The 21,084-nt window shown below is 59.3% G+C and carries 21 protein-coding genes and 1 other RNA gene; 12 read left to right on the forward strand and 10 right to left on the reverse strand.

Translation table 11 applies throughout. The features are described from left to right. Positions 1-7 precede the first annotated feature (7 nt). Complete coding sequence (locus GGE33_RS02470) at positions 8-1,795, reverse strand: ABC transporter transmembrane domain-containing protein (RefSeq protein ID WP_210303558.1); 1,788 nt, start codon at positions 1,793-1,795, stop codon at positions 8-10. Between the two features lie 276 nt (positions 1,796-2,071). Between GGE33_RS02470 and rpmE the strand changes: the two genes are divergently transcribed. Continuing rightward, positions 2,072-2,293 carry a 50S ribosomal protein L31 gene (gene rpmE / locus GGE33_RS02475; protein WP_112454588.1) on the forward strand — a complete coding sequence of 74 codons (222 nt, stop codon included), beginning with the start codon at positions 2,072-2,074 and terminating at the stop codon, positions 2,291-2,293. A gap of 87 nt (positions 2,294-2,380) precedes the next feature. Further along, positions 2,381-2,911, forward strand: coding sequence for a P-loop NTPase family protein (locus GGE33_RS02480; protein ID WP_246435703.1), 531 nt, complete (start codon positions 2,381-2,383; stop codon positions 2,909-2,911). Here the strand turns inward: GGE33_RS02480 and rcdA are convergent, their stop codons facing one another. From rcdA to GGE33_RS02495, 3 genes are all read right to left on the reverse strand, one after another. Continuing rightward, positions 2,912-3,424, reverse strand: a complete 513-nt coding sequence (gene rcdA, locus GGE33_RS02485) for a protease adaptor protein RcdA (RefSeq protein WP_183821114.1) — start codon at positions 3,422-3,424, stop codon at positions 2,912-2,914. It lies immediately after the preceding gene. Positions 3,425-3,851: 427 nt separating this feature from the next. Beyond that, entirely contained in the window at positions 3,852-4,043 is a 192-nt protein-coding gene (locus GGE33_RS02490) for a DUF1192 domain-containing protein (protein ID WP_183821115.1), read from the reverse strand. A gap of 2 nt (positions 4,044-4,045) precedes the next feature. Continuing rightward, entirely contained in the window at positions 4,046-5,317 is a 1,272-nt protein-coding gene (locus tag GGE33_RS02495) for an MFS transporter (protein WP_183821116.1), read from the reverse strand. Positions 5,318-5,516: 199 nt separating this feature from the next. Here GGE33_RS02495 and GGE33_RS02500 point away from each other — a divergent pair, with 199 nt between their 5' ends. Then, a complete protein-coding gene (locus GGE33_RS02500; protein WP_183821117.1) occupies positions 5,517-5,678 on the forward strand; it encodes a hypothetical protein in 162 nt (53 codons plus the stop codon). On the opposite strand, the gene GGE33_RS02505 is transcribed toward GGE33_RS02500, so the two are convergent. The 4 genes from GGE33_RS02505 to GGE33_RS02520 form a co-directional block, all read right to left on the reverse strand. Continuing rightward, a complete protein-coding gene (locus tag GGE33_RS02505) occupies positions 5,679-6,596 on the reverse strand; it encodes a PhzF family phenazine biosynthesis protein (RefSeq protein WP_183821118.1) in 918 nt (305 codons plus the stop codon). A 186-nt stretch (positions 6,597-6,782) separates the two neighbouring features. Continuing rightward, positions 6,783-7,808 (reverse strand): class I fructose-bisphosphate aldolase, encoded by a 1,026-nt coding sequence (locus GGE33_RS02510; RefSeq protein WP_148143565.1) that lies wholly within the window; start codon positions 7,806-7,808, stop codon positions 6,783-6,785. 197 nt (positions 7,809-8,005) lie between these two features. Then, positions 8,006-9,208: a phosphoglycerate kinase gene (locus GGE33_RS02515; protein ID WP_148143568.1), complete on the reverse strand. Its 1,203-nt coding sequence runs from the start codon at positions 9,206-9,208 to the stop codon at positions 8,006-8,008. Positions 9,209-9,343: 135 nt separating this feature from the next. Continuing rightward, on the reverse strand, positions 9,344-11,167 hold the full coding sequence (locus GGE33_RS02520; protein WP_183821119.1) for a potassium/proton antiporter: 1,824 nt from the start codon (positions 11,165-11,167) through the stop codon (positions 9,344-9,346). Between the two features lie 682 nt (positions 11,168-11,849). On the opposite strand from GGE33_RS02520, the gene GGE33_RS02525 reads away from it, so the two are divergent. From GGE33_RS02525 to GGE33_RS02535, 3 genes are all read left to right on the forward strand, one after another. Further along, entirely contained in the window at positions 11,850-12,479 is a 630-nt protein-coding gene (locus GGE33_RS02525; RefSeq protein ID WP_183821120.1) for a GntR family transcriptional regulator, read from the forward strand. 119 nt (positions 12,480-12,598) lie between these two features. Further along, on the forward strand, positions 12,599-13,189 hold the full coding sequence (locus tag GGE33_RS02530; protein ID WP_183821121.1) for a biotin transporter BioY: 591 nt from the start codon (positions 12,599-12,601) through the stop codon (positions 13,187-13,189). Then, positions 13,186-13,629, forward strand: a complete 444-nt coding sequence (locus GGE33_RS02535; RefSeq protein WP_183821122.1) for a DUF1284 domain-containing protein — start codon at positions 13,186-13,188, stop codon at positions 13,627-13,629. Before GGE33_RS02530 ends, GGE33_RS02535 begins: the two co-directional genes overlap by 4 nt. A gap of 54 nt (positions 13,630-13,683) precedes the next feature. Here the strand turns inward: GGE33_RS02535 and gap are convergent, their stop codons facing one another. Next, positions 13,684-14,694 (reverse strand): type I glyceraldehyde-3-phosphate dehydrogenase, encoded by a 1,011-nt coding sequence (gene gap, locus GGE33_RS02540; protein ID WP_148143578.1) that lies wholly within the window; start codon positions 14,692-14,694, stop codon positions 13,684-13,686. Positions 14,695-14,776: 82 nt separating this feature from the next. After that, positions 14,777-16,750 (reverse strand): transketolase, encoded by a 1,974-nt coding sequence (gene tkt, locus GGE33_RS02545; protein ID WP_183821123.1) that lies wholly within the window; start codon positions 16,748-16,750, stop codon positions 14,777-14,779. 323 nt (positions 16,751-17,073) lie between these two features. Here tkt and GGE33_RS02550 point away from each other — a divergent pair, with 323 nt between their 5' ends. From GGE33_RS02550 to GGE33_RS02575, 6 genes are all read left to right on the forward strand, one after another. Beyond that, entirely contained in the window at positions 17,074-17,346 is a 273-nt protein-coding gene (locus GGE33_RS02550; RefSeq protein ID WP_148143582.1) for a DUF4164 domain-containing protein, read from the forward strand. 12 nt (positions 17,347-17,358) lie between these two features. Then, positions 17,359-17,736: a cell division protein ZapA gene (locus GGE33_RS02555; RefSeq protein WP_148143584.1), complete on the forward strand. Its 378-nt coding sequence runs from the start codon at positions 17,359-17,361 to the stop codon at positions 17,734-17,736. Between the two features lie 62 nt (positions 17,737-17,798). After that, positions 17,799-17,957, forward strand: a non-coding RNA gene (ssrS, locus tag GGE33_RS02560) — 6S RNA. Positions 17,958-18,069: 112 nt separating this feature from the next. Continuing rightward, positions 18,070-19,569 carry a sensor histidine kinase gene (locus tag GGE33_RS02565; RefSeq protein WP_246435706.1) on the forward strand — a complete coding sequence of 500 codons (1,500 nt, stop codon included), beginning with the start codon at positions 18,070-18,072 and terminating at the stop codon, positions 19,567-19,569. Beyond that, the gene (locus GGE33_RS02570) at positions 19,566-20,009 is read left to right on the forward strand and encodes a response regulator (protein WP_148143588.1); all 444 of its coding nucleotides are present in this window, start codon (positions 19,566-19,568) and stop codon (positions 20,007-20,009) included. The genes GGE33_RS02565 and GGE33_RS02570 overlap by 4 nt, the downstream gene beginning before the upstream one ends. 9 nt (positions 20,010-20,018) lie before the next feature. Continuing rightward, positions 20,019-21,050, forward strand: a complete 1,032-nt coding sequence (locus tag GGE33_RS02575; protein ID WP_148143591.1) for a sensor histidine kinase — start codon at positions 20,019-20,021, stop codon at positions 21,048-21,050. Positions 21,051-21,084: the final 34 nt, after the last annotated feature.

The raw sequence follows: 21,084 nt of genomic DNA on the forward strand, positions 1-21,084 counted from the left end.
TTATCGGTCAGATAGCGCTTGCGCTGCGCTGTTCCAGATCATGGAACTGCAGGCGCGCCAGCTTGGCGTAAAGTCCACCCTTGGCGACTAGGCTCTGATGGGTTCCTTCCTCGACAACGCGACCGTCTTCAAGCACGAGAATTCTGTCAGCCTTGAGGACGGTTGCCAGGCGATGGGCGATGACGAGCGTCGTGCGGTTTTCCATCAGCCCGTCAAGCGCGCGCTGTACCAGCGTTTCGCTTTCGGCATCGAGCGCCGAGGTCGCCTCATCCAGAAGCAGGACGGGCGCATTCTTCAGGATCGCCCGGGCAATCGCGATGCGCTGCCGCTGGCCGCCGGAAAGGGTGATGCCGCGTTCGCCGGCCATGGTGTCATAGCCCTGGTCGAGCTTGCCGATGAACTCGTCAGCCTGGGCGGAAATGGCCGCGGCACGGACGGCCTCGCGGCTAGCACCCGGCATGCCGAAGGCGATGTTGTCGTGGATCGATGCGGCAAAGATCGTCACGTCCTGCGGCACGATTGCCAGGCGCGAGCGGATGTCTTCGATGCAAGCATTGCGAAGATCGACGCCGTCCAGTTTCACCGATCCGGTCTGTGGGTCGTAGAACCGCATAAGAAGCGAGAATATCGTGCTTTTGCCGGCACCCGACGGGCCGACGATGGCGATCGTTTCACCGGCTTTGACATTCAAGGACAGGCTGTTCAGCGTGATGGCGCTGACACGTGCCGGATAGGCGAAGGAGACCTGATCGAACTCGACTTCGCCACGGGCCGGTGAAGGCAGGGTAACCGGTTGTTCCGGGTCCTGAACGGCCGGGATTTCGTGCAGAAGTTCGGTCAGCCGTTCGGCGCCACCACCGGCGGCCGAAAGCTCGCCCCAGACTTCCGAGAGCTGGCCGAGCGAGCTTGCGGCGATCACCGAATAAAGCACGAACTGGCCAAGCGTGCCGGCACTCATCTCGCCGGCAAGAACGCTCTGCGCGCCATACCACAAGACGCCGACGATCGAGCCGAAGACGAGGAGAATGGCAAAGCCGGTCAGCAGTGCGCGCGAACGGATCGCGACGCGGGCGGCGTCATAGGCATTCTCGACAGCAGAGGCATAACGCACGCTTGCCATCTCTTCGCCGCCGAAGGCCTGAACGGTGCGGGTCGCCGCCACGGTCTCCGATGCGAAAGCCGAGCTCTCTGCCAGCGTGTCCTGTGCGGCGCGGGAGCGGCGACGCACATTGCGACCAAAACCGACGATCGGGAACACGATGACCGGAATGGCGCCGAGCACCATGACGGAAAGCCACGGGCTGGTATAGATCATCATGCCCATGGCGCCGAGACAGAGAATGGTGTTGCGCAAAGCCTGGGAGGCGGCCGAACCGAAGGCGGACTTGATCTGGGTCGTGTCGGCTGTCAGGCGCGAGACGATCTCCCCCGATTGGTTGACGTCGAAGAAGGATGCGGAAAGGCGGGTGACATGGGCGAAGACTTCGCGCCTCAGGTCGGCCACCACGCGTTCACCGATGGTGATCACGTAGTAATACCGCATGGCACTGGCCAGCGCCAAGAGGATGGCAAGGATCAGCAGCATGCCGAAATAGTTGTTTATGAAATGGCCGTCGGAAGACGCGAATCCATGATCGACCATGCGCCGGACGGCGAGCGGAAGAGCAAGTGTTGTCGCGGCCGCCAGAACCAGAAAGAAAAGAGCCGAAGCAACCAGCCTTCGATAACGGGAAAGATAGGGGATCAGTCGGGCGAGGGGCTTGAGGCTGCGATTCTTCTTTTCGGTCTCAGACATGTCTGCCACGGGAACTCCTGCTTGCGCATAGTCATTTTCACAATACGCGAACTCTAATATTTCAACGCACGCTGCCCGCCATTGATGTCGGACAAAGAACGCTGTAGAGGCCCTCTTATCTTGGCCTTGCGGGTACTTGTGCTAGTCGCGACCTTCCTGTATAGGCTCCGCATCGAATTGGGAAGCCGTGACCGTGCTGGTCTACGGCTTCATTGATTAAAGAGGGTCGGTGATCGCAAATGCGGCATGGAGACCCCGCAGAGCAGGAATATCGACATGAAGGCTGACATTCATCCCGAATACCACAAGATCAAGGTCGTCATGACCGATGGCACCGAGTACGAAACCTTCTCCACCTGGGGTTCGGCCGGCGACACGATGAACCTTGAAATCGACCCGAAGTCCCATCCGGCATGGACTGGTGGCAACCAGCAGCTGATGGACCGTGGCGGTCGCGTTTCCAAGTTCAACAAGCGTTTCGGCGGCCTCGGCCTCTAATAGCCTTAACGTTGGCGGACCAAAAAAAGCCTGGCGAAAGCCGGGCTTTTTTCGTTTGGTGTCATGGCAGGGCTCAAGGGGAGTGCCATGATAAAAGACAAGCAATATGAGGCCCTTCGCCGGGTAGTGATCATGGGAAATGGCGGTTCGGGCAAGACATGGCTCGCCCGCAAGCTGTCGTTATACCTCGACCGCGCTCCCGTGCATCTCGATGATGTCTACTGGCAACCCGGCCCGCATGGCGACGGCATTGCCCGTGACAAGGCGATCGTCATCGAAGAGGTGCGGGAATTGTCGCTGACCTCCGGATGGATCATCGAAGGCGTCTATGGCTGGCTGGTCAATGTCATCCTGCCACGCGCGACGACACTGGTGTTTCTCGATCTGCCCGAAGACGAATGCATCGCCAATATCAAGGCGAGGGGCAAGCAGCGTGGAGAAAGCGACGAGAGCTTCCAGGAGTTGCTCGACTGGGTGTCGAAATATCGGGAGCGGCGAAACAACTGGAATTCGTTCGAAAGCCATTTGCGGATGTTCGAAGAGTTCCCCAACGAAAAAGTGCGGCTCAGAAGCCGCACTGAAATTCTCGAATATCTGGATCGACTGGCTGATCGATGATCAGTTGCCGAAGGCCGTCTGCAGCAGGTTCAACTGCGAGCGGACGCTGTTTTCGTTGTCCGGAACGGCAACGGCGTCAGACGGACGATAGATCTCGCGATCGAGAAGGGCCACGCGGTTTTGCAGGCGCAAAGAGCGCTCGACGAGATCGCGGAAACCTTCCGGAAGTTCGTTCCAGCCCGGTGCGTTGCGGTCGACGTTGAAACCGTCAAGGCGAACCTTGTTCTTTTCGGCGAGAACCTGATCCTTCGACATCTCGCCATTGTTGACGGCGCGCTGCAGCAGCAGCCAAGAGGCCATCTGCATGAGGCGTGTCGTCAGGCGCATGGATTCAGCGGCGTAAAGAACCGAGGCGATACGAGGCAGGACCTTCGATGCGGCGCGACCCGTTCCGTCGAGATAGGTCGCGGTCTCTTCCACCAGGGACATGCCCTCGGAGTAAAGTGTCTTGAACTGCGAGGAATTCGCTGCGCGACCGGCGAAATTGACGGTATTCAGACCCTGTTCTTGCATGAATGTCATCCTGCTAACGCAACCACGATGAGGCAATGGCGGGATGTAGCGAAAGGTTCCATCGCCGCCCTCATTGACTTGAACATGATCTTTATAATTGAAATCCGCAAGGCGTTTATTAAGGAAAGGTTAATACCCACAAGAAGCGGTAAACCGATGCGGATGTTCTTGTTTTGGAACACATTTTCGGAAACTGCAAGAGAGCCTGCGAGGCGTCTCTACACGGCCGAGTAAAGCAGTTTTGCGGCGTGCCAAAAAAGAAGAGCCGCGGAAAGGCGGCTCTCAAGGTAAAACAGGGAGAAATCAGACCATTCGCCGGGTGGTGAAACTGTCTGAGTCCAGGAAGCCTGGACGGTCTTATAATGTCTGTTAATGATTAATATCCACTTAAAATCCCCAGGCTTTACTTGGGCATTTTCGGATCGTCTCACTTCTTGAAGAAGTTGTCGGCCGCCATCCGGCCGGCCTGTTTCTTCTGCTTGTCGGTTTCCAGCCGCGCGATTTCCTCTCTGAGGAGATCGATTCGAGCATCGAGATCGCCCACCGAAAGCATGGAAAGATCCGAGCCGATCTCATGGGCGAGCTTCTTGGCCGGCCGGTCGTCGTCGAAAAATGTCATCCTCAGTTCCTCCGGTCTTCTGTCGTGCCTTCCGCCTGCGCTGCACGCGGGTCGAGCGCCAGGCTTTCCGGGGTCGTCATCGGCGATGTTGCGGCCGGAGCGACCGTATAGGCATCACGATGCTCTGCCGGTACCGGTGCCCGCTGTCGGCTGCGGATGATGGCATAGGCCGTGATCAGGATATGCGCGATCGCGGTGACGAGGAAGAGCGCATAAGGTCCGGCCCAGGTCATGACCGGGCCGCCGAGTGTCGGGCCGATGATAGTGCCGATGCCGTAGAGCAGGAGCAGGCCGCCGGAAACCTTGACGAAGTCCTCCGGCGAGGCGAAGTCGTTGGCATGGGCAACCGCGATCGGATAGAGCGCGTTCGCCGCGGCACCGTAGATCGAGACCAGCACGATGATCCCGTAGGCGTCAGTCGGCCGCACCATGGCGACAACCAGTCCCGCCAGTGCTGCAGCGGCGGAAAGACCTGCCAGCACGTAGCGACGGTCCATGCGATCGGAGAGGCGGCCCGCCGGAAACTGCATGATCGCGCCGGCAAAGATGGTGATCGTCACCATTGCGGCGACTGCCCCTTGAGAGAGGCCGGCGCGGTTTGCGAACACAGCGGCCAGAGTGCCGTAGGCGCCATTGGCAATGCCGATCAGCAGAATGCCGACGAAGGAGATCGGCGAGTTTTTGAACAGCCCCTTCAGATCCAGCTTGGCGCGTTTGAGCGGCTGGGGAGAGGCGGCTTTTGAGAGCGTCGTGGGCAGCGCTGCGATGCTGTAGAGAATGCCGCAGATCATGAAGAGCGTCGTCGTTGTCACGTCCGAAAAGGGGACCAGCATCTGGCCGCCGACGACGCCGAAGAGCGTGATGGAAATGTAGAAGGAAAAGATCGTGCCCCGGCTTTCCGGTGTTGCGCGCTCGTTCAGCCAGCTTTCGATGATCATCGAGGTGCCGGCGGTGCAGAAGCCGGTGATGGCTCTCAACGTCAGCCATGCCGTCTGATCGACCAGCAGGCCGGTCAGAAGCACGTTCAGGCAGATCAGCGCGAGGAAGCCGGAAAAGGCGCGGACATGGCCGATCCGTCGCACCACGTTCGGTGCAACAAAGCAGCCGATGACAAAACCCGCAGCCCAGGTCGTGCCGAGCAGGCCAAGCGTCTCGTTGGAATAGCCTTCGAGAGAGCCCCTCAAGGGCAGGAGCAGGCCCTGGAGGCCGTTGCCAAGGAATAGAAAAAGGGTTGCGGATAAAAGGGCGAGGACGGGAAGCAGGTTTCGTCTCATCGTCTCACAAATGGGTTCGTGTCAAACAATCAATGGCACATTTCCCTGCCGTCAGACGTGTTGCGCCTTGCCGCAGGGAACGGTAACGAGGGACGGGGCTCGCTGTTGATTTGCTTGCCCCTCCCAAAGCCTATCTGTGGTGGAGTTTAAAAATGTCTACCCTGTGGCGAGACGCGAAAAGATCGCAGCAGGGCGAACAATGACAAAAGCAATCTCCATCCTGCTCATGCTTGGCATGGTCGTTCAGATCATAAGGCCGCTGGGCTTTCCCGGCCTCAAGCGTCGCATGGACTTCTGGAAAATTGCTGTGCTTGCTTTTGTGATCTGGACCATTGCGCTGCTCGCGCGGGAGTTCTTCTGATCAGCATTCGATGCTGCCGCGCATGACGAAGACAGAGCGGCCGCTGATCCGCACATCGGTTACCTTGCCATGTTGCTTGGTAACATCGAGTTCGATGATGCTCCTGCGGCCCATCTCCACGCCCTGCTCGATTGTCAGTTGGGTGTTGATATCCGCCTCGGGCATGTTGGCGACCAGATATGCGCCGAGCGCACCGGATGCACTGCCGGTTGCAGGATCTTCCGGAACATCGTCAAGTGGAGCGAACATGCGTGCACGGATATGGTCCGGCCGCGACGGACCGCGGACATAGAGAAATACTGAAAATCCGAGGCCGTCGCCGGGATGACGGGCGACTGTTTCCCGGAAGGCAGCAAGATCCGGCAGGGCGCGACCAAGGGCGTCTAGGCCATCCAGTTCGGCAAGGACGAAGCCGAGACCGACAGAGGCAAAGACCGGCTGGTGCCGATCGGTGCGGACATTTTCCGTTTCGATAGCGACGCAGCGCGCCACAAGCTCTGCTGCAACCGTCTCTCCGATCTCGAGCGATCTCGGGGCGCGGATCGAGGCGGCGGCGACCTTGCCATCTTCGCGCTTCAATTGGACCTCGACGAGGCCGGCTTTTTCCTCGAAACGAAGGCTGTCGCCGATGGCTTTGCCGAACAGGCTCGTCTCCTGGCCAAGAACGTAAGCGGTGCCGACATTGGGATGGCCGGCGAAGGGAACTTCCAGCGTCGGCGTAAAGATACGGACATGGGCGCTGTTGGCCGGATCTTCTGGCGGCAGCACGAATGTGCTTTCGGAATAGCCGAATTCGGTGGCGATCTCGTGCATCTGCTGCGTGGTCAGTCCGCGTGCATCGGTGATGACGGCAAGCGGGTTGCCGGTGAAGCGTTCGGCAGTGAAAACATCGACGGTGACGAATTCGACTTTGGGCATGGCATCCTCCAAGGGTGAGGGACGATGCTTAAGCGGCTGCGATGCGGCTCACCAGTCAAACTTTGTTATGGTATCAATCAACGGAAAAACCGCGCCGTTGCCGACGCGGTTTTCTCCCTCCCTGCAGCATCCGCGCCAAATCAAGGCTGCGGACCGGCTGCAACGATTTCGGTGAAAAGGCTTGGCTTACGCAGCCTTTTCAAGATCCTTCTTCCATGTGCCCTTGGCGGCGAGCGTGTTCATTTCGGCGCGGTGCGCAAAGGCGCGCTGGCCGGCTGCAACATTCTCGGACTTGCCACCCCATGCCTTAAGAGCGGTTTCCTGCAGCGCGCGGCCATAGGAATAGGTGAGCTTCCAGGGCAGATCGTAACCGGCAACCATGGCTGAGAGGTGCGCCGTTGCTTCTTCCGAGGTCTGGCCGCCGGACAGAAAGGCGATGCCCGGTACGGAAGCAGGAACGGTGGCCTTCAGAACCTTGACGGTGCGTGCGGCGACTTCTTCCACCGAAGCCTTGCGGGCCTTGATGCCATCAATGACCATGTTCGGCTTCAGGATCATGCCTTCGAGATCGACGCGGGCGTCGAACAGGTCGGCGAAGACGGTCTGCAGTACGTGCTGGGTAACTTCGGCGCAACGGTCGATGTCATGGTCGCCGGGAGTGCCGTCCATCATCACTTCCGGCTCGACGATCGGCACGATGTCAGCCTGCTGGCAGAGCGCTGCATAACGAGCGAGAGACTGCGAGTTGGCCTTGATCGAACCCCAGCTCGGACGTTGGTCACCGATGGTGATGACGCCGCGCCACTTGGCGAAACGGGCACCGGCTTCACGATATTTGCGGAGGCGTTCGTAAAGGCCATCGAGACCTTCAGTAATGAATTCGTGCGGGTGAAGCGCCATCGGCTTCGCGCCGATATCAACCTTGATGCCAGGAATCGAGCCGGCTGCGGTCATGATGTCGACGAACGGAGTGCCGTCGGCTGCCTTCTGGTAGAGGGTTTCTTCATAGAGGATGACACCGGAAATGCAGTTCTTCATCGCTGCTTCGGTGCGGAAGAGCATCTCGCGGTAGTCACGGCGGCTCTCTTCGGTAGACTCGATCCCGATGCTATCGAAGCGCTTTTTGATCGTCCCGGTGGACTCGTCGGCGGCCAGAAGGCCCTTGCCGTTCGATACCATCTTGAGTGCAATATCTTCCAGACGTTCGGTCATTTGTCGATCTCCAACACTTGATATCTGAGGCGATAACAGATGTAGGGCGGAAGTAAATCCACGGCTAAATATTTGAAACGATTGAATTCAATTCAATCGTTTAAAACATCTAAAAAATTTAAAGGGGTCTTGAAACGCGAATGCGCGGAGCCATGTCCGCGCACTCTGGTTGTGGTCAAGCTGTGGATAAACAGCAATCAGGCCGTCTTGGACAGAACTGCCACGCCGGGCAGTTCCTTACCTTCCATCCATTCAAGGAAAGCGCCGCCTGCCGTCGAGATGTAGGTGAAGTCGTCGGCAACGCCCGCATGGTTCAAGGCTGCGACCGTGTCACCGCCACCTGCAACGGATGTCAGCTTGCCGGCCTTGGTCTGTGCCGCTGCGAACTTTGCTGCCGAAACGGTTGCTGCGTCGAAGGGTGTGATTTCGAAGGCGCCGAGCGGGCCATTCCAGACGAGCGTAGAGGCCTTGCCGATCCATTCGTTGATGGCTTCGACCGACTTCGGGCCGACATCGAGGGCCATGGCATCGGCCGGGATGGCGTCGATGGCGACGATCTCGTTTGCTGCATTGGCCTTGAACTCGCGGGCAACGACAGCATCGACGGGGAGGACGATGGCGCAACCGGCGCTTTCGGCTTCAGCCATGATTGCCTTGGCGGTTTCGCCGAGATCATGTTCGCAGAGCGACTTGCCGACATTGATGCCCTTTGCCGCGATAAAGGTATTGGCCATGCCGCCGCCGATGACGAGCGCGTCGACCTTCTTTACCAGGTTCTGCAACAGGTCGATCTTGGTCGATACCTTTGCACCACCAACGATGGCAACTGTCGGGCGAACCGGTGCGCCAAGACCCTTTTCCAGCGCCTCAAGCTCGGCCTGCATGGTGCGGCCAGCATAGGCGGGCAGATGGTGCGCGAGGCCTTCGGTCGATGCGTGAGCGCGGTGAGCGGCAGAGAAGGCGTCGTTGACGTAGATGTCGCCGTTTGCGGCAAGCGCTTCGGTAAACTCGGCGTCGTTCTTTTCCTCGCCCTTGTGGAAGCGGGTGTTTTCCAGAAGCAGGATGTCGCCGTCCTTCATCGATGCGACGGCCTTTTCGGCGTCGGGGCCGATGCAATCGGCGGCGAAGAGGATCTTGGTGCCGAGCACTTCGTTGATGGCCGGGACGATCAGCGAGAGAGACATGTCGGCGACAGGCTCACCCTTTGGGCGACCGAAATGGGCAAGCAGGATGACCTTGGCGCCTTTTTTCGACAGTTCAAGGATGGTCGGGGCAACACGCTCGATGCGGGTCTTGTCGGTTACCTTACCGTCGGCAACCGGTACGTTGAGATCGACGCGTACGAGAACGCGCTTGCCCGCTGGGTTGCTGATATCGTCAATAGTCTTGAATGCCGGCATGGGCTAATCCACTCCTTGAGTGCTGAAATGGGACCGAGTGCCCTGAAGCGCCCGGCCGCTGAAACTGGCGGACCATACTATGGTTGCGGCCCGACGCAAGGGCGCCAAGAGCCGCAGTGGTCTCTCAAGTATAGCCTATCGCCTTTGGGTGGGCACCGGCTTTCCGCGGTATTTGCGGATGAGGTCACGCACGCGATGCGCGATCTCTCGCATGTTGATGAAGATCGGCAGGTTGATGGTCGGTTCGACCGGTTCCAGTGAAACGCCGATCGAACGGATGTGGTTTAACTCGTCGACTTCGCGGACGATCAGGACGATCGAGCCGAAGCGCATGCGGTCGGCATATTCCGCCTTGCCGCCGAGGCGTGCGATCAGCAGTTCGCCGACCGTCATGGAATGTTCGGCGGGAGACAGAAGGCCCGGACCATAGGCGGCGTCGAGTTCTTTCGCGGGGCGGGCGGGGGAGATGGCGAAGGCGCCGAAAAATTCCTCGTCATTGTCATCCACCGGCGCGCGGGCCGCAAACAGGCGGTCGAGCAGTTTGGTGTAGGTCGGGGCGACGAAGAGATAGACCTGATCGCCCTCCCGCAGCCGTCCGGCATATTGATAACGCATGCTCTTTGCGTCGCGGATGACGAGCGAAGGCATGGCCCAGCGGGGAATGCGCTCGCCGCGCATGATCGGGCTGTCCTTGATGACCTTGTAGGAGATCAGTTCGTGCTGGGCAGCGCCCGGCAGATCGAGCTCGATCTTGTCGACCGCGCCCATGCGCGGCGGAATGATGAGGCCAAGTTTTGTCGCGACCGGCTTGATCGTCCAGCCCTGCAGGCAGAGCGATACGAGGACGATGATGAAGGCGACATTGAAGAAGAGTTCGCCATTCTCGACGCCGCTCAGGAGTGGCATTATCGCGAGCAGGATCGATACCGCGCCGCGCAGGCCGACCCAGGCGACAAAGCCGATTTCCTGCTGAGTGAAATCGAAGGGCAGCAGGCTCAGCCAAACCGCGATGGGCCGGGCGACGAAGATGAGGAAGAGTGCAAGGCCGATCGCCGGCAGAAGAATGGCCGGGAACTGTGATGGTGTGGCGAGCAGGCCGAGAACGAGGAACATGATGATCTGGGCAAGCCAGGTCAGCCCCTCGTTGAAACGCATGATCTGCTGCTTGGCGTACATCTTGCGATTTCCGGCATACATGCCGGCGACATAAACGGCGAGAAAGCCGCTGCCGCCCATGGCGCCGGTGAAGGCGAAGACGAGCAGGGCGAGTGTCAGTACGAAGATCGGCGCGAGGCCGCGGTCTGAGGTGAAGCGGTTGAGGATCGCCACGATCATCATGCCACCGAGCAGGCCGAAGACGAGGCCGAGCCCCATTTCCTCGAAGAAGGTGAAGAAGAAATGCAGGTCGATGCCGGAGAGGCGCTGGCCGGTGCCGATCAACTCGGCAATTGCGATGGTCAGGAAGATCGCCATCGGATCGTTGGTGCCGGATTCGACTTCGAGCGTCGAGCGTACCTTGTCGCGGATATTGATGCCGCCGATGCGCAGAAGAAAGAAGACGGCGGCAGCATCGGTCGAGGCAACGATCGAACCGAGCAGCAGTCCTTCCAGCCAGTCGAGATTCAGAAAAAGGGCTGCGGCAAAGGCGAAGATGCCGGAGGTCAGAAGCACGCCGACCGTGGCCAGCGTGATTGCCGGTACTGCAGCGATCTTGAAGGAGTGAATGGGAGTGATGAAGCCGGAATCGAACAGGATAACGGCCAATGCCAGCGATCCCAGCATGAAGGTGAAGGGATAGTTGGAGAATTGTATTCCGAGGCCATCGACGCCGGCGAGAAGGCCGATCGACAGGAAGACGAGAAGCAGCGGTGCGCCGAAGCGGAAGGCGAGAAGGCTGGAGAAGGCGGAAACCAGCACAAGCAGTGTGCCGATCAACAATACGATATAAAACGCCTCCAAAGACCCCGACCTCTTCGTTTGCCGCTTGCTCCCTTCCCGGGCAGCACGTGCTGGTCGCGAAACCGGTTTTCGGTCGCGGGGCATCTGTCGGGGCGGGGGCAGATCCGGCGCGAGCCGGAGCGAATCGTCACTCTCAGCAATAGGCAGGAACAAATCCGGCAAGAGAAGGGCAGGGTGGAAAAAAGACGGTCTTACCCCTTGGTGCTTTCAGCTTTTCAGAGAACGGAGAGCCCACGCAAATGCGGAACCTCGATTGGGTAGATAAGGCGGCTCCGCATTCGCGTGGCCTTCGGCTGGTATCGGGACTTCCGGTCCTACGGGTGATCTTCTCGCCTCGCTGCATGTGGTTACCCACACTTGGACGGCTCAACCGAACCCGGCATGGCTGCCGGGGGGGCTTGATAGGAGGGGCCGGTTTTGACGCCGGACGCTCCATGCGTTTCGCCCCTCTCGTCCTTGCCGCACGTAATGGGGCAAGGACGAGAGCGCCGGCCGCCGCCTGCCCGCGAACGTCTCGCGAAACGCTCCGGCGATGGAGGCGGGCGGATTGTAGATGCAGGTCGGGAGCGCGGGGATGATTGATGCGCTAAAGTATTGAATACGTGCGCAAGGATGGCGCTCACGTCCACATGGTGGTGGTTCAGCGCTCGACGGCTACGTCGTCATCAATTATCTATAATTCATGACGACAGCCAAATCAGACACGATTGCCTCGCGTATCAGTCGAGAGCTTGCCGAGCGCATCGTTACCGGCGTGATTGCCGCCGGTGCACGGCTTCGGCAAGATCATATTGCCGAAGAATTCGGGGCCAGCCATGTGCCGGTGCGTGAGGCGTTTCGGCGGCTGGAGGCGCAGGGCCTGGTTGTCAGCGAGCCGCGCCGGGGGGTGAGGGTTGCGGGCTTCAGTCTCGACGAGGTAAAAGAGGTGGCCGAAATGCGCGCCGCCCTGGAAGTGCTGGCTTTGCGCCATGCCGCGCCTCATTTGACAAGGGCCATTCTCGATGCGGCCGAGGCTGCGAACCATGCCGGTGAAAAGGCTGTCGACGTGCAGGCGTGGGATGAGGCAAATCGGAGCTTTCATCGCCTAATCCTCAGCCCTTGCGGCATGCCGCGCCTGTTGAAGTCCATCGAAGACCTGCAGGTGGTCGGTGCCCGATTGCTGTTTTCCGGATGGCGGGCCGAGTGGGAAGCGCCAACGGACCGGGATCATCGCGCCATTCTCTCCGCGCTTAGGGCCGGAGATGTGGATCAGGCGGCTGCGGTGCTTGCGCGGCATGTGCAGTGGGTCGGCCCTAACCCCCGCAAAAGCTAAAATTCCTTCGCAATTTCAAGGCGTTTTGCTGGCTGTGAATTTCATGGCTTGTCAATTCGTGTGGTCTGTGGACTCATTAGCTATAGATTCCTGAAATTATCTATAATTTGGAGATCCGCATGAACTACGCTTCTACCCGCACTGCCAAGCCTGCCTTCAGCCCGCTTGATCTGCAGAATGCTCCGCTCGTCCTGCGTGGCCTGGCTATCGTGCTTGGCACTGGGATACTTGCCGCATCTTCCTACGTCGCGGTGCCGATGATCCCCGTGCCAATCACCATGCAGACCCTGGCTGTCACGCTGATCGGTGCGCTTTACGGCTGGCGTCTGGGGGCGGCGACGGTTGTCGCATGGCTTGCCGAGGCTGCCATGGGCATGCCGGTTCTGGCCAACGGGGCAGGCGGGCTTCATGTTTTCGTCGGGCCGACGTCCGGTTATCTGTTTTCCTTCCCCGTCATCGCAGCCGTCACGGGCTTTTTGGCGGAGAAGGGTTGGAACGGTCATCGCCCGGTTCTGGCGTTCGTGGCGATGATGATCGCCAATCTTCTGTGCCTTGTTATCGGCGGTGTCGTTCTGGCCTTCATGATCGGGGCGCAGAAGGCTTTTCTGTTCGGAGTGCTGCCGTTCCTCGTCGGCGCCGGGTTGAAATCCGCGCTCGGCGCGGCGATCCTGCGTCTGCTGGCGCGAGGCAGGACCAAGCCTGCTGCATGACGGTTCGGCTGAGACCGCATCATCTCCTTTGCCTGCTCACATATGTGGGCAAAGGATACACGCCGGGTTTTGTCGCCAACTACGATCGTATCGCCAAACGGCTATCGAGCGGCGAGGATGTTCTCGTCGTCGACGGTCCGGACGACATTTGCGCAGCACTTTTGTGCGAGCCTGAACCGCATTGTTTTCGTGACAGCGTGCGTGTCCGTGATGCGCAGGCGGCGGCGGATATCGGGGATCTGCTGGAGATGCGCTTGTCGGCGGGTGCGCGGATCGATCTGCATCCGGGGGTGCTTGCTAGAATGCGAAAAGCCTTTGCCGAGGGACAATCGCGGAAAGCCTGTCGCGGCTGCGAATGGTACGATCTCTGCAGCGGTATCGCCAATGATGGTTATGGTACGGTGCGCGTGAGGGCGACTATCGAGACGACGTGTCTCTGATGCAATAAAAAAGGGGCGCTCGAGGCGCCCCTTTCTTCATTCGTATCGGCTCGATCAGATGAGCTTTGCCATTGCTACGGAGGTGTCGGCCATGCGGTTGGAGAAGCCCCATTCGTTGTCGTACCAAGACAGAACGCGGACGAAGTTGCCTTCCAGCACCTTGGTCTGGTCGATCGCGAAGATCGAGGAATGGCTGTCGTGGTTGAAGTCGCGGGAAACCAGCGGCTCTTCGGTGTAGCCGAGGATGCCCTTCAGCTTGCCGTTTGCAGCAGCCTTGATGGCTTCGCTGATTTCGGCAACCGTGGTGTTCTTCTTGGCAACGAACTTGAAGTCGACAACCGAGACGTTCGGGGTCGGCACGCGGATCGAGGTGCCGTCGAGGCGGCCCTTGAGGTGCGGCAGAACGAGACCAACTGCCTTTGCGGCGCCGGTCGAGGTCGGGATCATGGACAGGGCTGCAGCGCGGGCGCGGTACAGGTCCTTGTGCATGGTGTCGAGCGTCGGCTGGTCACCCGTGTAGGAATGGATTGTGGTCATGAAGCCGTGGTCGATACCGACAGCGTCATCCAGCGTCTTGACGACCGGAACCAGGCAGTTCGTGGTGCACGACGCGTTGGAGATGACCAGATGGTCCTTGGTCAGGGCGTCATGGTTGACGCCGAAGACGACGGTCAGGTCTGCGCCGTCGGACGGAGCCGAAACGATGACGCGCTTTGCGCCGGCGGTCAGATGCAGGGCAGCCTTTTCACGGGAGGTGAAGATACCGGTGCATTCGAGCGCGATGTCGACGCCGAGTTCCTTGTGCGGCAGGGTTGCCGGATCCTTGATCGCGGTAACCTTGATCGGCTTGCCGCCGCCAACGGTGATGGTATCGCCGTCAACTTTCACTTCGGCCGGGAATTTGCCGTGGATCGAGTCGTAGCGGAGCAGATGGGCATTGGTTTCAACCGGGCCAAGGTCGTTGATGGCAACGACTTCGATATCGGTGCGACCCGATTCGACGATGGCGCGGAGGACGTTGCGGCCGATACGGCCGAAGCCGTTGATGGCAACCTTTACAGTCATATGAGCTTTACTCCCTGATAATGGGGCTACGTTCTAACGCGGGTTGTGACTGCCCTACTTTGATCTAGGGCAGTCGGTAGCATTAAATTTTTGCTTCGGCGGCAGCGACGACAGCGTCAGCCGTGATGCCGAAGTGCTTGAAGACATCCTTGGCCGGGCCGGAAGCGCCAAAGCCCTTCATGCCGATGAATGTGCCTTCCGGACCGATGAAGGCATCCCAGCCTTCGCGAACGCCGGCTTCGACGGCGATCTTGACCGGGGACTTGCCGATGATTTCCGCGCGGTAGGCATCCGGCTGTTCGAAGAAGAGTTCTGTCGAGGGAACCGAGACGACGCGAACGGTCGTGCCCTTTTCACCGAGCGTCTTTGCCGCAGCTACTGCCAGTTCGACTTCCGAGCCGGATGCGAAGATCGTGACCTTAGCATCGGCATTGCCGGAGAGTGTGTAGGCGCCCTTGGCCGAACGGTTCTCTTCCGAATATTCGGTGCGAACGGTGGTCAGGTTCTGGCGGGTGAGGGCAAGACCCGACGGACGATCCTTGGTCGAGACGGCGATCTGCCAGCATTCGGCAGTTTCGACGGCATCGGCCGGGCGGAACATCATCAGGTTCGGGATGGCGCGCAGCGAGGCCATCTGTTCGACCGGCTGGTGGGTCGGGCCGTCTTCGCCGACGCCGATCGAATCATGCGTCAGGACGTGGATGACGCGGATACCCATCAGGGATGCCAGGCGGATCGGCGGGCGGCAATAATCCGAGAAGATCATGAAGCCGCCGCCGTAAGGGATCAGGCCGCCATGCAGCGCGATGCCGTTCATGGCCGACGCCATGCCGTGCTCGCGGATGCCCCAGTGCATATAGCGACCGGAGAAATCCGTCGGCGTGACGGAGATCATCTGGCTGGTCTTGGTGTTGTTCGACGGCGTCAGGTCGGCGGAGCCGCCGAGCGTTTCCGGCAGGAAGCCGTTGATGATTTCAAGCGCGTCTTCGGAAGCCTTGCGGGTAGCGATCGTCGGCTTGGTTTCGGCGAGCTTCTTCTTGTAGTCGCTGATCGCAGCGTCGAAGCCTGCTGGTAGATCACCGGCGAAGCGGCGATCGAACTCGGCCTTCTTGGCGGACTTTTCGAGGCGGCCTTCCCATGCCTTGACGGCGTCTGCCGAGCGGGTGCCGGCGGCGCGCCATTCGGACAGGACATCGTTCGGGACGACGAAGGGTTCGTATTCCCAGTTCAGCGCCTTGCGAGTTGCAGCGATTTCTTCCGCACCGAGCGGGGAGCCGTGAACCTTGTGGCTGCCGGCCTTGTTCGGAGAGCCGAAGCCGATCACCGTCTTGCAGGCGATAAAGGTTGGCTTATCGGACTTGTGGGCTTCTTCAATCGCGGCGGCAATGGCTGCCTGATCATGGCCGTCGATTTCGATCGTGTGCCAGTGAACGGCCTTGAAGCGGGCGATCTGGTCGGTTGAGTCCGACAGCGAAACGGCGCCGTCGATGGTGATCGAGTTGTTGTCCCAGAAGAGGACGAGCTTGTTGAGCTTCAGGTGGCCGGCAAGCGCGATGGCTTCGTGGGAGATGCCTTCCATCAGGCAGCCATCGCCGTTGATCACGTATGTATAGTGATCCTGCAGGTCGGCGCCGAATTCGTCGCGCAGCTTGCGTTCGGCAATCGCCATGCCGACGGCATTGGCGATGCCCTGGCCGAGCGGACCGGTGGTGGTCTCGATGCCGGTGGCGTGACCGTATTCCGGATGACCGGCGGTCTTGGAGCCGAGCTGGCGAAAGCCCTTCAGGTCCTCGACGGTCATGTCTTCATAACCGGTCAAATACAGCAGCGAATAAAGAAGCATCGAACCGTGGCCGGCCGACAGCACGAAGCGATCGCGGTCCGGCCAGTGCGGTTTCGTCGGGTCGAACTTCAAATATTTGGAGAACAGGACCGTTGCCACGTCGGCCATGCCCATCGGCATGCCCGGGTGGCCGGAATTCGCCTTTTCGACGGCATCCATGGCAAGGAAACGGATCGCATTCGCCATCCGGTCGTTTTGTTCGCGAGAAGTCATGGCTAATCCACTGTATCCGAGTGTCGGTCAGAGGCCCGTTTGGAGGGCCATTTGAGGGAGCGCCTGATCCTTATCAGGTGGCGCGCGCAAGTCAACAAATGTGGGGCTATAGCTATTACATATTGAGCAGGTTTGCGACAGGTCGCCGTTTGTTTGGGCAGATGTGTGCAAAAACGATATAAGGTGATTGATCCACAAGTCGATGACGCACAGAGGGTGGTGGTTTGTTGACCGGCTTTCAAGCGGTGCTTAATCTGTTTTACCTAATGGCGAGGTTTGGCTGCACGATTCGGTCTTCTTCGCATTCTCACGGGATATGATGGATGCCGGCAGAAAAGACGGTTGAGGTGGCGCTTTCGGAACTGCGCGCAGCGGTGGGCAGTCTCGAAAATGCCGTGGATGCCCGTATCGAACGTCAGCGCGAGAGCCGCGACGTCGATAGCGAAGTTCGTCGCGTCCATGCAGATCGTGCCCGTCTGGCACAGGAGCTCGATCAGTCGCAATTTCGCGCCAATCGGCTGGAAGAAGTCAATCGCGAAGTATCGCGTCGACTGGTGACGGCTATGGAAACGATCCGCGCCGTGCTTGATCGTTGACGGGAGAATTTGATGGCTCAGATTACAGTCACGATCGATGGCAAGGCCTATCGCATGGCCTGCGAGGAGGGGCAGGAAGATCACCTGACCCAGCTTGCCGACCGGCTGGACCGCTATGTCGGCCACCTCAAGGGGCAGTTCGGCGAAATCGGCGATCTGAGGATCACCGTCATGGCCGGCATCATGATCATGGACGAACTGTCCGAAATGACGCGTAAGGTTTCGGCTCTCGAGGCGGAACTGGCTTCCCTGCGGTCCAATCGCGACGGATCTATCGAGGTGCAACAGCGCAACGAGCAGGTGCTGGTCTCTACGATCGGCGAGCTTGCTGCGCGGATCGAAGGGCTTGCGGCAAAGCTCAACGGGCGCACACCTGCCGAGATCAATTGATACTTACAAAAATTCGATCCCTGGCTACTGGCGCTGCCCGAGGATCGCACATATATTCTGGTCGCGTTCTGCGCTTCCCGACAGGAACCACAATCCCTGGGGCCATACTCGATCCAAAGGGAGCTGTCCCTGACCAGGCCCGTGGGCTTGGACATATGGCGCCCACCTACGTTTGTAGGCACCCAGGATCGTAAAACTCCATCGGTCGCCGTGGATCGCGCTTTCCTTTTTTAGATTGTCGTTGATGCAGTCCGGCGCTTGCCGGATATGCATTGACAATGCCGGCGTTGCGGCCAAGTTCATTCCGTCCAGTTCAATCGACGGTTCCTCTTCATGCTCTTTGCCAATAACAAGTTTGCCCGGTCTTCGCTCTTCATGCTTTTGATCGGTGCTGGACTTCTCGTTGCTATCGTCCTGTCGTCCTTCTTCCTTGCAGGCATGACGCGGACCTATTTCGACGAAGTGACTAAGCTGAGGGCGGTGCGCTCTGTCGCGGCTGACATGCTGGTTCTGCTGAATTCTGCTGAGTCGAGCCAGCGCGGTTATCTTCTGGTGCAAAACGAGGCCTTTCTCGAGCCATACCAAAAGGCGCTCGAAGCGTTGCCGAGTCAGGTCGAGCGGCTGGAGCGCGTTTCCAAAAATCAGAATACGGTCAACGTGCCGCTTGAGGATATCCGTCGCCTGATCGCTGAAAAGGTGACGGAGATGCAGTCGACGCTCAATCTTGCCAGCGAGGGCAAGGTGGCGGATGCCGTTGCCATCGTGCGCAATGAGTCCGGCTTCGTCGTCATGCAGCAGCTTCGGCAGGCGATCGGCGATGTCGTGCAGGAACTGGACGGGCATCTGATCAACGGTATCGGCGAAATCCGCGAAAGCGCGGGATCGCTGCAATATGTGACACTTGGCGGCGGACTGCTGATCATCCTGGTCGTCGGCGGCGCAATTGCCGTCGTGATGCAGCATGTGCGTGAACTCGCTCATGCCCGGGCGGAGGTCGAGGAGCTGAATGTCGGGCTTGAGGAACGCGTCAACGAGCGCACCGAAGACCTGATACAGGCCAATCGTGAAATCCAGCGTTACGCCTATATCGTCTCCCATGACCTGAGGGCTCCTCTCGTCAATATCATGGGCTTTACCAGCGAACTCGATGCGTCTCTCAAGTCGATCAGCGCCTATGTGCTGGCCGATGAGGCGCGCCCAAGCGAAGACGAGGTGCGCGAGGCGCGGCTTGCCGTCGAGGAGGATCTGCCGGAGGCGATCGGGTTCATCCGGTCATCGACCAAGAAGATGGATGCCCTGATCAACGCCATCCTGAAGATTTCGCGCGATGGCCGCCGCGAGCTGAAACCTGAACGCATCGATCTCGGCGAAATGCTGGAGACGACGGCCGCAAGCGTTCATCACCAGGTCAGCGATTCCGGCGGCGAGGTAAGCATCTCCGTGGGCGCAGCCCGTGGTCTTTTGACTGACCGGTTCTCCATGGAGCAGATTTTCGGCAACCTGTTCGACAATGCGGTAAAGTACAAACATCCGGAGCGACCGCTCAACCTTTCCGTGAAGGCATTCCCGATGGGGCGCAGTGCCGTCCGGATAGAGGTGGCGGACAATGGTCGCGGGATCGCGCCGGAAGACCATGAACGCGTCTTCGAACTTTTTCGCCGGGCCGGGGTGCAGGACAAGCCGGGCGAGGGGATCGGGCTTGCGCATGTGCGCTCGTTAGTCAGAAATTTAGGCGGGGAAATTACTGTGACCTCCACATTGGGGGGAGGATCGACATTTGTCATCCGTCTGCCCATGGATCTGTCCCAGTATGTTAGGAGTAGCGGGCCATGAAAGCTGCCGGCAAGGAAGTCACCATCGTCATGATCGAAGATGACGAAGGGCATGCCCGCCTGATCGAAAAAAATGTGCGCCGGGCCGGCGTCAGCAACGATATCGTGCCTTTTACCAATGGTACCGATGCGCTCGATTTCATTCTCGGTGCCGACCGCTCGGGCATGGCCAGCAGCGATCGGCATCTTCTTATCCTTCTCGATCTCAATCTGCCGGATATGTCGGGTATTGACATCCTTGAGAAGGTGAAGTCCAACCCTCATGCAAAACGACTGCCCGTGGTGATCCTCACGACGACGGACGACGAGCGTGAAATTCAGCGCTGTTACGATCTCGGCGCGAATGTCTACATTACCAAGCCAGTGGATTACGATAGTTTTGCACACGCCATTCGACAGCTGGGTCTGTTCTTTTCGGTGATGCAGATACCCGGACAATGATGAGAAGATATGCCGCGAACGATCCTTTATGTTGACGACGATGTCGCTCTGGCCCGTCTCGCGGAACGCCATCTCGGACGCGCCGGTTACAATGTCGTCACTGCCGTCGACGGGGAAAGCGCCATGGCGGCGTTCGAAAAGGGCGGGATCGATGCGATCGTTCTAGACCACTATCTCCGCGCCGAGACCGGTATGGATATCTTCCATCGCCTGCAGGGGCGTGGCTGTTCGGCGCCGGTCATTTACGTCACCGGTTCCAGCGAAGCGACGATCGCCATCGAGGCAATGAAGAACGGCGCATCCGATTATGTCATCAAGACCGTCGGCGACGAGTTCCTGCCGCTGATGCAGAATGCGATCGGCCAGGCGATCTCGACCGCAGATCTGTGGCGCGAGAAGGAAAAGGCCGACCAGGAAATCCGCATCGGCAAGGAACGAGCCGAAATCCTGCTGGCGGAGGTCAATCACCGCGTAGCAAACAGTCTAGCTCTGGTCGCGGCGATGATCCGACTCCAGGCCGGAAGCAGCAAGAACGAGGACGTGAAGGCAGCGCTTGCCGAGACACAGGCTCGGATTGCGGCAATCGCCGGCATGCACCGTAGCCTCTACACATCCGATGACGTGCGGCAGGTGGAGATGGACAAATATCTCGGCACGCTGGTCAACGAGGTGCAAGGAACGGTCACCGACCGTCAGGGGGCGACCATCCATCTATCGGCCGACGAGGTAATGTTGACGTCGGATCGCGCAGTTTCCGTCGGCATGATCGTCACCGAGCTTCTGACCAATGCGTTGAAATATGCTTATGAGCCGGGAACTGATGGCGAAGTGCGCGTCCTTCTGACACGCCAGCCGGATGACAAGGCGTTGCTCGCTGTCGAGGATGACGGGATCGGCTGGAAAGAAGGCGACGTCGTCAGGGGAACCGGTCTTGGAAGCCGGATCGTGAAGTCAATGGCGTCCACGCTCGGATCGGCCATTCAATATGTCGAGCGGCCAAAAGGCACACGTGCGGAGATGACGATCGATCTCTCTATTTGATCGGCGGCAGACATCAGTTGTTCCAGCCATTGCA

This window comes from Aliirhizobium cellulosilyticum, from assembly GCF_014198105.1.
In the GTDB taxonomy this organism is placed as follows: domain Bacteria; phylum Pseudomonadota; class Alphaproteobacteria; order Rhizobiales; family Rhizobiaceae; genus Neorhizobium; species Neorhizobium cellulosilyticum.